Genomic DNA, 14,180 nt, shown 5'->3' with positions numbered 1-14,180 from the left:
TGCCCGGCTGTCCCATGTAGAGGAAACCAAAGCAGGAGTGTGCCATGTCGCTGAAAGTCGCCATCCAGATGGATCCCATCGACCACATCAACATTGATGCGGACAGCACCTTTCGGATCGCGGAAGAGGCACAGGCGCGCGGGCATTCGCTGTTCTACTACACACCGGATCATCTGAGCTATCGGGAAGGCACGGTCTCTGCGCAGGGCTGGCCCCTGACCGTGCGGCGCGAGGCGGGCAATCATTTTTCGCTGGGTGATCGCACCATTGTCGATCTCAGGGATTTTGATGTTGTCTGGCTGCGGCAGGATCCGCCTTTCGACATGGGGTATATCACCACGACGCATATCCTGGACATGATCCATCCGGCCACGATGGTTGTGAACGATCCGTTCTGGGTGCGAAATTATCCCGAAAAGCTCTTGGTGCTGGAATTTCCGGACCTGACGCCCCCCACAATGATCGCGCGCGATTTCGCCACGCTGAAATCCTTCAAGGATGCGCATGGCGACATCATTCTGAAACCGCTTTATGGAAACGGAGGGGCCGGTGTGTTCCGGCTGGACGTGAACGACCGCAACCTTGCCTCGTTGCACGAACTGTTCGCGGGCATCAACCGCGAGCCGCTGATTGCGCAGAAATTCCTGCCTGACGTGTCAAATGGCGACAAACGCATCATTCTGGTCGACGGCGAGCCGGTCGGCGCGATCAACCGGGTGCCCGCTGCGGGCGAGACCCGATCCAACATGCATGTGGGTGGCCGCCCCGAACAGGTCGGCCTGACGGCACGTGACCGCGAAATCTGCAACGCCATCGGGCCGCTTCTGCGTGAAAAGGGCCAGATTTTTGTCGGCATCGACGTGATTGGCGATTATCTGACCGAGATCAACGTGACCTCGCCCACTGGTATTCAGGAGTTGGAGAGGTTCGACGGCGTGAACGTCGCCGAAAAGATCTGGCAGGCGATCGAGGCGCGTCGCATGTGAGCTGGCAACTTGCAACGGCCCGGTTTTGCGGGCGCTTGATTGTCAAATCCCGGCTGCGCCATATTCACGACATACCGCGCGCCCGGCGCGAGTTCGAACATGCAAGCGACTGGATCCTTCGTGCGCCCCCATTGGCGTGGTATCGGGACGCGACGCTTGCGAATACCCTCGATGTCCTTTGGGTCGAGACCCGTCCCGCCACGCGGCCAGCCCCTTCCGACCGGGTGATCCTGTATCTGCATGGCGGCGGGTTTGTCGCGGGATCGCCCCGCACCCATCGCAAGATGCTGGCGCGTCTGTCATGGCTGACCGGTACACGGGTGTGCGCGCCGGATTATCGCAAGGCGCCCGAATATCCGTTTCCGGCAGGTCTGGATGATTGCGTGGCAGCCTACGCGGCTTTGCTGGACGCAAGCTATGACCCGCGAAACATCATCATCGGGGGCGACAGTGCCGGTGGCGGGCTGGTTTTTTCCGTTCTGGCCCGGATTGAAGGACAACTGCCTGCGCCACGCGCTGTCTTTGCGTTTTCACCGGTGATTGACTTGCGCTTCACCTCGCCATCATTCCGGGACAATCAGTCCAAAGACCCGGTCTTACCTTCCGAGCGACGCGACGTCATCGTTGAACATTATTTGAGAGGACAAGCGGCCGAGGACGAAGGCGCCTCGCCCATTCTGCATCGCTTCCGGTCACCTCCGCCTGCATTCCTCCAGTTCTCTACGACCGAGATCCTGCGCGACGAAAGCCTGCGTATGGCCGAGCGTCTGCGCGCGGCGGGCGGTCAAGTCATCCTTGATGAATGGCCCGATGCGCCGCATGTTTGGGTGATTCTTGATGGATGGGTGCCCGAAGCCCGCCAGGCGTTGCGGCGCGTGGCCGAGTTTATCACCCAACAGTTTCGCGGTGGGACACAAGACGAAAGCTCAGCGCCTCGGCCACATGCTTGCGGGTGACCTGCGGTTCTTCGGCCAGATCTGCAATGGTGCGCGCGACCCGTAATACGCGGTGATACCCGCGCGCGGACAATCCGAACCGTTCGGACGCTTTCAGCAGTGTCTCGCGCCCGTCCTGATCCGGGCTGGCATGTTCGGTCAGGGTCTTTCCTTCAATATCCGCATTCGTGGTGACATCGCTGAGCCCGGCGTAACGGTCGGCCTGAATGGCGCGGGCCTGGGTCACACGCTGGGCCACGGTGTCAGAGAGCTCGCCATTGGCGGGCAGATCCAGATCCTGGAAGGTGACCGGCGGCACCTCGACCCGCATGTCAAACCGATCCAATAGCGGGCCAGAGATACGTTGCATGTAATCCTCGCCACATAGGGGCGCACGGTTGCAAGCCCTGCCGGGATCGGTCAGGTGCCCGCATTTGCACGGGTTGGCCGCAGCGATCAGCAGAAACCGGCTGGGATAGCGTACATGCGCGTTCGCCCGCGCCACAGTCACATCGCCTGTTTCCAGCGGTTGACGCAGGGTTTCAAGCACCTGTCGGCTGAACTCGGGAAATTCATCCATGAACAGAACACCGTTATGGGCCAAGCTGATCTCGCCCGGTTTTGCACCGCGCCCTCCACCCACGATTGCCGCCATCGAGGCCGTGTGATGCGGGGCGCGGAAGGGGCGTGACTGCGAAATACCACCCCCATCCAACAAGCCAGAGACGGAATGGATCATCGAGGTTTCAAGCGCCTCGGCAGGGGACATGGGTGGCAAAATGCCGGGCAACCGAGCCGCCAACATGGATTTGCCGGATCCGGGCGGCCCGACCAGCAACAGGTGATGGCGCCCGGCTGCCGCAATTTCCAGGGCGCGTTTGGCGCGTTCCTGTCCTTTGACATCGCGCAGGTCTTTGGTGGTCGTTTCGGATGTGACCTTGCCGGGTTCGGCCACGTTCAGCGGGGCCTGCCCGGTGAAATGCTGCAAGACCGCAGCAAGCGAAGGGGCGGCGTGCACCTTGGTGGCCCCGATCCATGCCGCTTCGGCCCCGCAATCCCGGGGGCAAAACATCGACATGTCCTTTTCGGCAGCGGCGAGTGCCGCGGGCAGTGCGCCGGTCACGGGCAGCAATGTGCCGTCCAGCGCCAGTTCACCCAACGCAACCACGTCCGCAATGTCTTCATGTGCAAGAATCCCGGCTTCAGCCATCAGGGCCATGGCAATCGGCAGGTCGAAATGCGAACCTTCCTTGGGGATGTCGGCGGGGGACAGGTTGATGACGATCTTGCGCGGCGGCAAGGCAACGGACATGGAGGACAGCGCCGCACGCACGCGCTCACGTGCCTCGGAAACCGCCTTGTCGGGCAGGCCGACGATCGAGAAACCCGGCAATCCGGGTGACAGGGCGCATTGCACCTCGACCAGCCGGGCGCGAATGCCTTCGAATGCGACCGTGTTTATCCGCGCAACCATCACCGATCCCGTTTTGTGTCCCTGAAAGCCTAGCCGGTCGTGGTTACTGAATGGTTAACCAAAGCCGGCAAACCGAGCGTCGCCGTCGGTTGTCAGGGCCGGTGGTTGATTGAATGGACGGACCAGAGCCGACCATCCCAATCCAGCCGCGTCACTGACAGATTGTCGATCCTGTGTCCCAGCGCCGCATAGGGCGTCATGTTTCCCGCCCGAGCGATCTGGGTCAGGATCACCCCGAAATGCGCCACGGCAATCACATGGCGATGACCGTCGGATGTCACACGGTCAACTGTCGCAGAAACCCGCGTTGCAAGCTGGTGCCAGCTTTCTCCGTTCGGGGCTTGATGTGGGCCGGGATCTTCCCAGAAAGCACGCGACAGGTCCGGGTCGCGGGTGGCAACCTCGTTCCAGTGCAGCCCGTCCCAATCGCCAAAGTTGAACTCGCGCAGGTCACGCTGGTGGGGCAGGCGCAGGCGCCGGTTTGCCAAAGCATCTGCCGTTGCCACAGCGCGCGACAGGTCCGACGAGACGAGGGCCGCAGGTTCCGGAAGCGCATCGGACAGGCGCGACAGCGCAGCGGTGTCCGACAAGTCTGCGGGCAGGTCGCGCCAGCCCACCATGCTTTTTGCGTGGGTCGGTCCATGCCGCACCCACCACCAACTGACCGGCGTGTTCATGAGGCGTCGTCCGGCAGTTGGCCTTTCAGGGTCATCGGCAGACCTGCCATCACCGTCACAACCAGATCGGCTCGCTGTGCAAGGCGTTGGTTCAACTCGCCCTGCGCCTGGCGAAACTGACGGGCAAGCGCATTGTCCGGCACGATGCCTGCACCAACCTCGTTTGACACGATGACGACCGGCGCGGTGCAGTTGGACAGCGCGGCGATCAGCCCGGCCTCGGCATCTGGCAGATATGCGCCAGAAAGCAGATGGTTGGACAGCCACATGGTCGCGCAGTCGAACAGGACGACCTCGGCGCTGTCAGCGGTGGTCAGGGCGGGGGTGGCATCAAGCGGGGCTTCGACCGTGCGCCAGCCCGCACCGCGTCGCGCCTGATGGCGCGCGATCTTGGCGGACATCTCGCCATCATGGGCCTGCGCGGTGGCAACATAAAGCATCGGACGCCCGGTCGCTGCGACCAGCCGTTCGGCATAGTCCGATTTGCCGGAAGCCGCACCGCCCAGAACGAGCGTCAGAGGAGGAAGCGAAAGCACCATGGCGTTTGCCTAGCACTGCGACACAGGGTCCGCCAAGCCGAAAGCACTTGAGGCACCGGGTCGCCGGACATAGCCTTGGGGCATGAGACTTGTCGCTGCCCTTGTCACGCTTGTGATCCCGTCCATCGCGTATGCCCTTGAGCGCGACCCCAGTGCCGATGATCTGGCAGGGCTTGCGACGGCGGATGTGGTGGTGATCGGGGAAACCCACGACAATCCCGCCCATCATGCGGTCCAGGCACAGATTGTCGCGGCCTTGCAGCCCAAAGCCCTTGTGCTTGAGATGCTGACACCTGATCAGGTGGCCGACATGACCCGGGACATGGCGGGTTTTGGCTCCGCGTGGGAAAAGGCCGGCTGGCCCGATTTCGAGATGTATCTGCCGATCTTCACCGCCTCGGATGCCGCGATCTATGGGGCTGCCGTGTCGCGTGAGGTGGCGCGGGCGAGTTACACTGACGGCGTGGCGGCACATTTTGACGGGGATCCGGCACTGTTTGGGTTGGACCAACCTCTGCCTGGGGATCAGCACGACCAACGGATCGAGCTTCAGTTCTTCGCCCATTGCGAGGCGATGCCGCGCGTCGCATTGGGCGGCATGATCGAGGTGCAGCGCCTGCGCGATGCCACGCTGGCCAAGGCGGCGCTGGATGCGCTCGACTCCACAGGAAAGCCGGTGGTCATCATCACCGGCAATGGACATGCCCGCAAGGATTGGGGGGTGCCCGCCATGCTGCGGCAGGCGCGCCCCACACTTGTGGTCAAAAGCATCGGCCAGGCCGAGGACGGGCAGGTTCCAGAAGGCGGGTTTGACCTTGTGTATGACGCCCCCGTCGTAGATCGCCCCGACCCGTGCGACACTTTCAAGTGACCGTGTATCGTCCTGCCCATTGATCCATCCGCCCTGGTCCCGTAACTGTTTGAAGAACCAAAACCGGGGGCGTCCATGCTGGCTGGCAAACACATCCTTCTGATCATCGGCGGCGGCATCGCGGCCTTCAAGGCGCTGGATCTGATCCGACGTCTGCGCGAACGCGGGGCCGAGGTGACGCCCGTTCTGACCCGTGCGGGGCAGGAATTCGTGACGCCCCTGTCGGCGTCCGGTCTGGCGGCGCAGAAGGTCTATACCGACCTCTTTGATCTGACGGACGAGGCCGAGATGGGCCATATCGAACTCAGCCGCGCCGCCGATCTGGTGGTCGTGGCCCCGGCGACTGCCGATCTTCTGGGCAAGATGGCGGGCGGGTTGGCCAATGATCTGGCCTCGACCCTTTTGATGGCGACGGACAAGCGCGTTCTGGTGGCCCCCGCGATGAATGTGCGGATGTGGGAGCATCCGGCAAACCAGCGCAACGTCGCCACGCTGAAAGAGGATGGTGTGCTTTTTGTCGGGCCGACCGACGGGGCCATGGCGTGTGGAGAGTTTGGCGCCGGCCGGATGTCAGAACCGCTGGACATCGTGGCCGCCGTTGAAGCCGCCCTGATGGACGGCCCGTTGAGGGGCAAGCATGTGCTTGTCACATCCGGCCCCACCCATGAACCGATTGACCCGGTGCGCTATATCGCCAACCGTTCGTCAGGCGCACAGGGCACAGCTCTGGCGCGCGCCTTGTCGGCCCTTGGGGCGAATGTGACGTTTGTCACCGGTCCTGCTGACGTGCCGCCCCCCGGCGGGGTGACGGTGTTCAGGGTGCAGACGGCGCAGCAAATGCTGGACGCCGTTCAGGCCGCATTGCCCGCGGATGCTGCGGTGTTTGCCGCCGCGGTGGCGGATTGGCGGGTGGCGTCCGCATCGGACAAGAAAATCAAGAAAGATCAGAAGGGCAGCTTGCCGGTGTTGGAGTTCGCCGAAAACCCAGACATCCTGGCCACCGTGAGCCAGATGAAGAAAGGCCGCCCCGCCCTTGTTGTCGGCTTCGCCGCCGAAACCCATGACGTGGTCGACCACGCCACCTCCAAACGGGACCGCAAGGGCTGTGACTGGATCGTCGCCAATGATGTCAGCCCGGAAACCGGCATCATGGGCGGCAGCGAAAACGCAGTGACGTTGATTTCTGAGGATGAGGCTGAGACGTGGCCGCGCATGGGCAAGGACGACGTGGCCCGCCAACTGGCCGCGCGGATCGCCGATGCACTTGGGGGGAACGCGTGATGCCGACCATCCATGTGCTGCGGGAAGCCGATGCCGACCCGGCCATTGCCTTGCCCTGCTATGAGACTTCGGGATCGGCCGGGGCCGACCTGCGTGCCAACCTGCCAGAGCAGGACCGCGCCACCGGATGGGCCCTTGCCCCGATGGAACGGCGCATCGTGCCCACCGGACTGCGGGTCGAGATCCCGGACGGGTTCGAGATGCAGATCCGCCCCCGCTCGGGTCTGGCGGCGAAGTATGGTGTAACACTGGCCAACGCGCCCGGTACGATAGACAGTGATTATCGCGGCCCGTTGGGGGTGATCCTGATCAATCTTGGGGATGCGCCATTTGTCATTGGTCACGGAGATCGCATTGCGCAGGCGGTGATTGCCCCGGTGGTGCAGGCGAACTATGCCCTGGCCGACAACCTGTCCGACACGACGCGCGGCGCGGGCGGGTTCGGTTCGACCGGGCGTGGATGATCGGGGGCAAAGGTGATCTGGGTTCTTATCTGGGTGGCAGTGATCTGGGTGGGCGGCAGTTTTGGCGGCTTGTCCGTTGCGCGCCGCTGGCAGTTGACCGCGCTTCTGGCGCTTGTGGTTCTGCTCAGCCATCTTGTGCTGCCGGAAGGCGGGGGCATACGTCAGGCGCTGGGCGGCAACTTCACCTCGTGGGCTGTGCTGTTTGCGGTGATCGCGCTGGGCGCGCTTTACGGGCGCGGGCTGGCGTGGCTGAAAGCCCGCGCGCCAAGCGTGCCAGTGGCAAAGACGCAAGACGGCCCGTTCACGGATACCGAACTGAACCGATACGCCCGTCACATCGTGCTGCGCGAAATCGGAGGCCCGGGGCAGGTGGCGCTGAAAAACGCGCGTGTCCTTGTGGTGGGGGCAGGTGGGCTTGGCTCGCCCGTGCTCTTGTATCTGGCGGCGGCAGGTGTGGGCACCATCGGCGTGATCGACGACGATGTGGTCGACAATTCCAATCTGCAACGGCAGGTCATCCACCGGGATGCCGATATCGGCGTGCCCAAGGTCTTTTCCGCCGAAGCCGCAATGAAGGCACAGAACCCCGCGATCAACGTGCGGCCATACCAACGCCGTCTGACGGATGAGGTCGCAGAGGACCTGATGCGCGATTACGACCTCGTTCTGGAAGGCACGGACAATTTCGAAACCCGTTATCTGGTCAACCGGGTGGCGGCAAAACTTGGCATCCCGATGATTGGTGGGGCGCTCAGCCAGTGGGAAGGGCAGGTTTCCACTTTCGACCCGGCCCATGGTGCGCCTTGTTATCAATGCATTTTTCCCGAGGCCCCGGCACCGGGGCTTGCCCCCAACTGCGCCGAGGCGGGCGTGGTCGGGCCCTTGCCCGGCATCATCGGCGCGATCATGGCGACCGAAGCGATCAAAGAGATCACCGGCGCGGGCGAGGGCTTGCGCGGGCGAATGCTGATCTATGACGCGATGTATGCCGAAACGCGGGTCATTCGCACCGCCAAACGCGACGGGTGCCCCTGCTGTGGCTGATCTGGAACTCGCCCCGCTTGGCGTTGGTGACGCGCCGGGCCTGTTTGCGTTCGAGCGCAAGAACCGCGACTGGTTTGAAACACAGGTCGGGCCAAGGCCGGATATCTATTGGAAGCTCGACACCCTGACCGACCTGATCCGCGAGCAGGTGGAGGCAGGCGAGATGATGTTCCTGCTGAAAATCGGTGGTCGGATTGTCGGCCGGGTGAATGTGACGGCTTTGGAAAATGGGGTCGCGCAACTGGGCTATCGAATCGGGCAGGCCCATTGCGGGCAGGGCATCGCCACGCGCGCCGTTGCCCTGATCTGCCAAGAGGCCTGCGACCGGGGTATCTGGGCGCTTGAGGCGCGGGTGCTGCGCGACAATATCGCGTCAAAACGGGTGTTGGAAAAGGTGGGGTTCATCCGCACCGGCACCGCGCAGATCGGCGATCTGGACTGCGACACCTTCCGTCGCGATCTTGATCAGGACTGAACAGGCGAAAGGCTGCCGGGACGGGTGGTAATCCTGCATCGTGAAGCATAGCTTCCCTGCAAAGGAGACTTGCCGATGACCAATCCGCTTCTGGCCCGCTGGGACACCCCGTTCAACCTGCCACCCTTCGATGACATCCAGGATGCGGATTTCGAACCTGCGTTCGATGCCGCGCTGGATCAGACACGCGCCGCGATCGCCGCGATCACCGACGCCAAAGCCGCCCCAACCTTCGCCAACACGATCGAGGCGTTGGAACTGTCCGATGCCGCGCTGGATCGGGTGCTGGGCGTGTTCTACAACGTCGCAGGTGCTGACAGCACGCCGGCGCGGGAAGCGTTGCAACGCAAGTTTTCCCCTCGATTGGCCGCGTTTTCTTCCGAAGTCATGATGAACGAGACCCTGTTCGCGCGCGTCGAGGCATTGTGGCAAGCCCGCGACACGCTGGATCTGACGGATGAACAAGCCCGCGTGCTGATGCTGACGCGCCGCCGTTTCGTACGTTCGGGGGCCAGATTGCAAGGGGCCGATCGCGACCGGCTGAAAGACGTGCAAGAGAAGCTGGCAAGCCTCGGGACCAGGTTCACCCAGAACCTGCTGGCCGATGAACGGTCCTGGTTCCTGCCGCTGGACGAGGATGATCTGCAAGGCCTGCCCGATTTCGTCATCAACGCCGCCCGTGCGGCCGGAGCCGACAAAGGATGCGATGGCCCTGCGATCACACTATCGCGGTCTGTCATCACGCCATTCTTGCAGCATTCGCCACGGCGCGACCTGCGCAGGGCGGCTTATCTGGCCTATACCGCGCGTGGGGCGAATGGCGGCGACACCGACAACCGTGCGATTGCCACCGAAACACTGGCTTTGCGCGAAGAACGCGCGCGGCTACTGGGTTATGACAGTTTCGCGCAGTTCAAGCTGGAAACCGAGATGGCCGGCCATCCTGACCGGGTGCGCGACCTGCTGATGCAGATCTGGGAACCGGCCCGTAAAGCCGCCGAAGCAGATGCCGCCAAAATGACAGAAATGCTGCATGCTGACGGTCACAACGGCGATCTTGAGCCATGGGATTGGCACTATTACGCGGAACGGCGGCGCGAGGCCGAACATGATCTGGACGAGGCCGAGATCAAGCCCTACCTGCAACTCGACCGGATGATCGACGCCGCGTTTGACACCGCCCACCGCCTGTTCGGGTTGAACTTTGCCGCGCTTGACGTGCCGCTTTATCACCCCGACGCCCGCGCGTGGGAGGTCACGCGGAACGGAAAGCACCTGGCGGTGTTCATCGGCGATTACTTCGCGCGTGGATCGAAACGGTCGGGTGCATGGTGCTCGGCGATCCGCAGCCAACAAAAGCTGGCGGGTGACATTCGGCCAGTGGTTGTGAATGTCTGCAACTTCGCCAAACCCGAACCGGGCCAGTCCGCGCTTTTGTCCTGGGATGACGCCCGCACGTTGTTTCACGAATTTGGGCATGCGCTGCACCAGATGCTGTCGAACGTGACCTATCCGTCGATCTCGGGCACATCGGTGGCGCGCGATTTCGTGGAACTGCCCAGCCAGCTTTACGAACACTGGTTGGAAGTGCCCGAGGTGTTGGGCAAGTTTGCCACGCACGCCAAGACCGGCGAACCGATGCCGAAGGCGTTGTTGCAGCGCCTGTTGGCAGCTTCGACCCATGACATGGGCTTTCAGACGGTCGAGTTTCTGTCCTCGGCGCTGGTGGATCTTGATTTCCACGATGGTGCCGCGCCAGACGATGCGATGGCGGCGCAAGAGGCGACGCTGGAGCGGATCGGGATGCCACCTGCGATCAGGATGCGACATGCCACACCCCATTTCGCGCATGTCTTTGCGGGCGACGGCTACTCATCCGGCTACTACAGCTACATGTGGTCCGAGGTGATGGATGCCGATGCGTTCGAGGCGTTCAAGGAAACCGGTGATGCGTTTGACCCCGCAATGGCCAGAAAGCTTGAGGACCACATCCTGTCGAAAGGCGGATCGGTCGACGCCGAAGACCTTTACACCGCGTTCCGCGGGCGGCTGCCCGGTGTCGATGCATTGCTGAACGGGCGGGGTCTGGCCACCGCCTGAGGTTAAGCGTCCCGGCGTGACGGATCGTCGGGGTGCGGTGTCACCCCGACCGGGTCCTTGTGGATCATAACATCCGTGTCGGGATAGGCATGCAGGATCGCCCGGCGCAGGCTGGCGCCGATCGCGTGGGCGTCATTCAGGCTTTGCGTGCCGTCCAGCTCGATATGCATGTTCACGAAGGTAATCGAACCCGATCGCCGGGTTTTGAGGTCGTGAAAACCGTGTACGCCGGGGTGGGTGCGGGCGATCTCCTCGACCCCGGCCACAAGGTCCGGGTCTGCGGCATGGTCCATCAACCCGTCCCACGCGGTCTTGAAAATGCGCAGCGCCCCGACAACCAACATGATCGCAGCCCCGATGGCGACGACGCTGTCAATCACCTCCATCCCGAACAGCGCGGCTGCCCAAAGCGACAGGATCGCGCCGATGTTCGGGATCAGGTCCCCCAGGTAATGCAGGCTGTCGGCCTTGACGACCGCTGACCCGGTGCGCGCCGCCACCCGCCTTTGCCACAGGACCAACGCGGCGGTCAGGACAATCGATATGACCATGACAGCAATGCCGCGCTGATGGGCCATGATCGGGGCAGGTTCACCCGACAGCATCCGGGCGATGGCCGCCCATGTGATCACCCCGGCCGAAGCCATGATGAACAGGCTCTGCCCCAGGGCGGCCAGATCCTCGGCCGCGGAATGTCCGAAGGCGTGGTCATCATCGGCGGGCCGTGCGGCGTACCAGATCGCCGCCAGTGCCCCCAGGGATACCATCAGATCCATTGCGCTGTCGGCCAGCGACGCGGCCACCGACAGTGACTGCGTCTGTCCCAGTGCCCACAGCTTCAGCGCCACCAGGGTCACCGCCACCAGGGCCGACGCTATGCCAGCGGAAAGGTTCAGTCTGATGCGCTCGTCCGTCATGTTCCCGGCTTACCCAGCGGTCATGTTGGGCGCAAGGGTGGTCGGGCCGGTCAGTCGATCACTTCGTTGGGGCGGACACCCCAGAGGTTCGATTTCAGCGTCCAGCCGCGGATGCCGTCAGCCTTGACCCGGCACCAGTCAAGCCCGCAACTGTCAAGCCGCGCGATGACGCCGGCCTCAAGATAGGCGTCGATCTGGCTTTCTGTATCGGCGCGGTTGTAAAGCGGGCTGAGGTCGAAATCGACAATCGCCGTGCGCACCCCCGACAGAAGCGAATAATGCACCCATCCGCCGACGCCGTCACGGTCACGCACCTGTCGCCAATGCCCAAATTCCCCGATGATTTCCAACGGCATACCGGGGTGTTTGAACACCCAGTCGATGCGATGGCGCAGGGACGGACCACGCCGCACGTTCCCTTCCGAGGTTTTCAGCGAAACGAAGCGGGGAATCGGCAGATTGGTGACAGAGCCGCGCTTTTGCGCAGCCTGTTCGGCCTGTGCCGTGGGAAGGTGCGTAAAAAGCACTGCAATAATGGCGATCGCCACCACTGCCAGCCTGCTGGAACACCGCATTTCCGCCCTCATTTCCTGTGTCACACCGACGCCCGCGCAATTTTCTTTCGTTTGCATTCCGGCGGTGCTTGTACCTTGCCTCGTTCCTTGTCACTTTGTCATTGAGACGCGCAAAAGAAAAGCCAAAGGGAGGGCAGGCATGGCCGCTGAACGTCTGAGTGTTGTTGTCACGCGACGGTTGCCCGAGGTCGTCGAGACCCGGATGAAAGAACTTTTCGATGTCGAGCTTCGGGATGATGACACGCCGATGACCCGATCCGAACTGGCCGACGCGATGACGCGCTGCGATGTGCTGGTCCCGACGATCAACGACCAGATCGACGCGAACATGCTGGCGGGCGCGGGTGACAGGCTGCGTCTGATCGCCAATTACGGTGCCGGGGTTGATCATATCGACGTGGGATCGGCGCGGCAGCGTGGTATCCTGGTCTCGAACACCGCCGGGGTTTCGGCCGATGACACCGCAGACATGGCGATTGCGCTGATCCTGGCCGTCACCCGGCGGTTCCCGGAAGGGATTCGTTTGATGGCGACGGGCGAATGGCCGGGCTGGTCGCCCACCGCGATGCTGGGCCACCGCATTCAGGGGCGGCGCGTGGGCATTCTGGGCATGGGCCGGATCGGTCAGGCGGTCGCGGCCCGTGCGCGGGCGTTCGGAATGCAGGTGCATTACCACAACCGCAAGCGTGTGCACCCGAAGATCGAGGAGCAGTTGGAAGCCACCTATTGGGAGAGCCTTGACCAGATGGTGGCGCGGATGGACGTGCTGTCGATCAACTGCCCGCACACGCCATCGACCTTCCACCTGATGAATGCGCGCCGTCTGAAGCTGATGAAGCCCGAGGCGGTGATCGTGAACACATCGCGCGGCGAGGTGATTGACGAAAACGCCCTGACCCGGATGCTGCGCGCGGGCGAGATCGCGGGGGCCGGGCTGGATGTTTACGAGCATGGGAACGAGATCAATCCACGCCTGCGCGACCTGCCCAACGTGGTGGCGCTGCCGCATATGGGGTCGGCCACGGTCGAGGGGCGGATTGAGATGGGCGAGAAGGTGTTGATCAACATCAAGACGTTCGCCGATGGCCACCGCCCGCCCGATCAGGTCGTGCCGGGGATGCTTTAGGTTCACGGGTATAACATGATCGCACGTCTGATCCTGGGGGTGGGGCTGTTGGTGGCGCTGACCGCCTGCGCGCGTCCCTTGTCGGACACCGAGGTCGAGATGTCGCAACTGGTGTTCGGCGACAGTCTGGACACCGACAAGGTGCGGGTGCGGGCCGGGATTGGCGTGTTGCCATTGCCGAAACCTGATCCGATACCAGCCGACGCCCCCAGACAGGACGCGCGCAAGCTGCCCAAGGGCATCTGCGACCGCGTGCCCCAGCCTGTGCGCAGGATCGAGTTCCCGGCAGGGCTGGTTCTATGGAATCAGGTCTTTCTGAAACGCGACCTGTATCGCGACGATATGTTCGAAGGCTGGCCCAACAGCCTGCCCATGCCGCACGCTCTTCTGATGATGCACGAGCTGGTGCATGTCTGGCAGTGGCAGAACCGTGATCGCACCGGATACACGCCGGGCCGGTCAGGCGCAGAAAGCCTGCGCAAGGGGGATCCCTATTACTGGCCGGGGCGCGAGACTGGCGCCTATCTGTCCTATGGGTTCGAAGCACAGGCCGCGATGGTCGAGGATTACATGTGCATGACGCTGTTCGACCCGACCAACCCGCGCCGCGCCGAACTGGCGGCGCTGATCGGCCCCGTATTGCCCGTTACCCGGCTGGGCGAGGCGCTGGGGCGCTGAATACGGCCCCGATGTCGTTTTTCCGCAGGCAAAGGTCG

General features: G+C 63.1%; 15 protein-coding genes. 10 read left to right on the top strand and 5 right to left on the bottom strand.

The window, feature by feature from the left end; translation table 11 throughout:
* The first annotated feature begins 44 nt into the window (after window positions 1–44).
* Both gshB and IE188_RS10575 read left to right on the top strand, forming a co-directional pair.
* Window positions 45–986 (top strand): glutathione synthase, encoded by a 942-nt coding sequence (gshB, locus tag IE188_RS10580; RefSeq protein WP_191286465.1) that lies wholly within the window; start codon window positions 45–47, stop codon window positions 984–986.
* Window positions 983–1,942, top strand: a complete 960-nt coding sequence (locus tag IE188_RS10575; protein WP_191286464.1) for an alpha/beta hydrolase — start codon at window positions 983–985, stop codon at window positions 1,940–1,942. The genes gshB and IE188_RS10575 overlap by 4 nt, the downstream gene beginning before the upstream one ends.
* Here IE188_RS10575 and IE188_RS10570 read toward each other — a convergent pair.
* The 3 genes from IE188_RS10570 to cobU form a co-directional block, all read right to left on the bottom strand.
* Window positions 1,875–3,395, bottom strand: coding sequence for a YifB family Mg chelatase-like AAA ATPase (locus tag IE188_RS10570; protein ID WP_191286463.1), 1,521 nt, complete (start codon window positions 3,393–3,395; stop codon window positions 1,875–1,877). The genes IE188_RS10575 and IE188_RS10570 overlap by 68 nt on opposite strands.
* Window positions 3,396–3,487: 92 nt before the next feature.
* Window positions 3,488–4,072: a histidine phosphatase family protein gene (locus IE188_RS10565; protein WP_191286462.1), complete on the bottom strand. Its 585-nt coding sequence runs from the start codon at window positions 4,070–4,072 to the stop codon at window positions 3,488–3,490.
* Window positions 4,069–4,611 carry a bifunctional adenosylcobinamide kinase/adenosylcobinamide-phosphate guanylyltransferase gene (gene cobU, locus IE188_RS10560; RefSeq protein ID WP_191286461.1) on the bottom strand — a complete coding sequence of 181 codons (543 nt, stop codon included), beginning with the start codon at window positions 4,609–4,611 and terminating at the stop codon, window positions 4,069–4,071. The genes IE188_RS10565 and cobU overlap by 4 nt, the downstream gene beginning before the upstream one ends.
* Window positions 4,612–4,693: 82 nt before the next feature.
* Between cobU and IE188_RS10555 the strand changes: the two genes are divergently transcribed.
* The 6 genes from IE188_RS10555 to IE188_RS10530 all read left to right on the top strand — a co-directional run bounded on the left by IE188_RS10555 (window position 4,694) and on the right by IE188_RS10530 (window position 10,846).
* Window positions 4,694–5,482, top strand: a complete 789-nt coding sequence (locus IE188_RS10555) for a ChaN family lipoprotein (RefSeq protein WP_191286460.1) — start codon at window positions 4,694–4,696, stop codon at window positions 5,480–5,482.
* Between the two features lie 75 nt (window positions 5,483–5,557).
* Entirely contained in the window at window positions 5,558–6,763 is a 1,206-nt protein-coding gene (gene coaBC / locus IE188_RS10550; RefSeq protein ID WP_191286459.1) for a bifunctional phosphopantothenoylcysteine decarboxylase/phosphopantothenate--cysteine ligase CoaBC, read from the top strand.
* Window positions 6,763–7,227 (top strand): dUTP diphosphatase, encoded by a 465-nt coding sequence (gene dut, locus IE188_RS10545; protein ID WP_407648238.1) that lies wholly within the window; start codon window positions 6,763–6,765, stop codon window positions 7,225–7,227. Before coaBC ends, dut begins: the two co-directional genes overlap by 1 nt.
* Window positions 7,228–7,239: 12 nt before the next feature.
* Window positions 7,240–8,271: a HesA/MoeB/ThiF family protein gene (locus IE188_RS10540; RefSeq protein ID WP_191286457.1), complete on the top strand. Its 1,032-nt coding sequence runs from the start codon at window positions 7,240–7,242 to the stop codon at window positions 8,269–8,271.
* A complete protein-coding gene (locus IE188_RS10535; protein WP_191286456.1) occupies window positions 8,264–8,746 on the top strand; it encodes a GNAT family N-acetyltransferase in 483 nt (160 codons plus the stop codon). The genes IE188_RS10540 and IE188_RS10535 overlap by 8 nt, the downstream gene beginning before the upstream one ends.
* Window positions 8,747–8,821: 75 nt before the next feature.
* The gene (locus tag IE188_RS10530; protein ID WP_191286455.1) at window positions 8,822–10,846 is read left to right on the top strand and encodes a M3 family metallopeptidase; all 2,025 of its coding nucleotides are present in this window, start codon (window positions 8,822–8,824) and stop codon (window positions 10,844–10,846) included.
* Window positions 10,847–10,848: 2 nt separating this feature from the next.
* On the opposite strand, the gene IE188_RS10525 is transcribed toward IE188_RS10530, so the two are convergent.
* On the bottom strand, window positions 10,849–11,763 hold the full coding sequence (locus tag IE188_RS10525; protein WP_191286454.1) for a cation diffusion facilitator family transporter: 915 nt from the start codon (window positions 11,761–11,763) through the stop codon (window positions 10,849–10,851).
* A gap of 50 nt (window positions 11,764–11,813) precedes the next feature.
* Entirely contained in the window at window positions 11,814–12,338 is a 525-nt protein-coding gene (locus IE188_RS10520) for an SH3 domain-containing protein (protein WP_191286453.1), read from the bottom strand.
* A 139-nt stretch (window positions 12,339–12,477) separates the two neighbouring features.
* Between IE188_RS10520 and IE188_RS10515 the strand changes: the two genes are divergently transcribed.
* Both IE188_RS10515 and IE188_RS10510 read left to right on the top strand, forming a co-directional pair.
* A complete protein-coding gene (locus tag IE188_RS10515) occupies window positions 12,478–13,464 on the top strand; it encodes a 2-hydroxyacid dehydrogenase (RefSeq protein WP_191286452.1) in 987 nt (328 codons plus the stop codon).
* A 15-nt stretch (window positions 13,465–13,479) separates the two neighbouring features.
* Window positions 13,480–14,142, top strand: a complete 663-nt coding sequence (locus IE188_RS10510; RefSeq protein WP_191286451.1) for a hypothetical protein — start codon at window positions 13,480–13,482, stop codon at window positions 14,140–14,142.
* Window positions 14,143–14,180: the final 38 nt, after the last annotated feature.

It is taken from the genome of Aliiroseovarius zhejiangensis (assembly GCF_014656375.1).
Lineage (GTDB): Bacteria > Pseudomonadota > Alphaproteobacteria > Rhodobacterales > Rhodobacteraceae > Aliiroseovarius > Aliiroseovarius zhejiangensis.
Note: the sequence above shows the minus strand (reverse complement) of the source record. Positions and strands in the feature narration are given on the sequence as shown.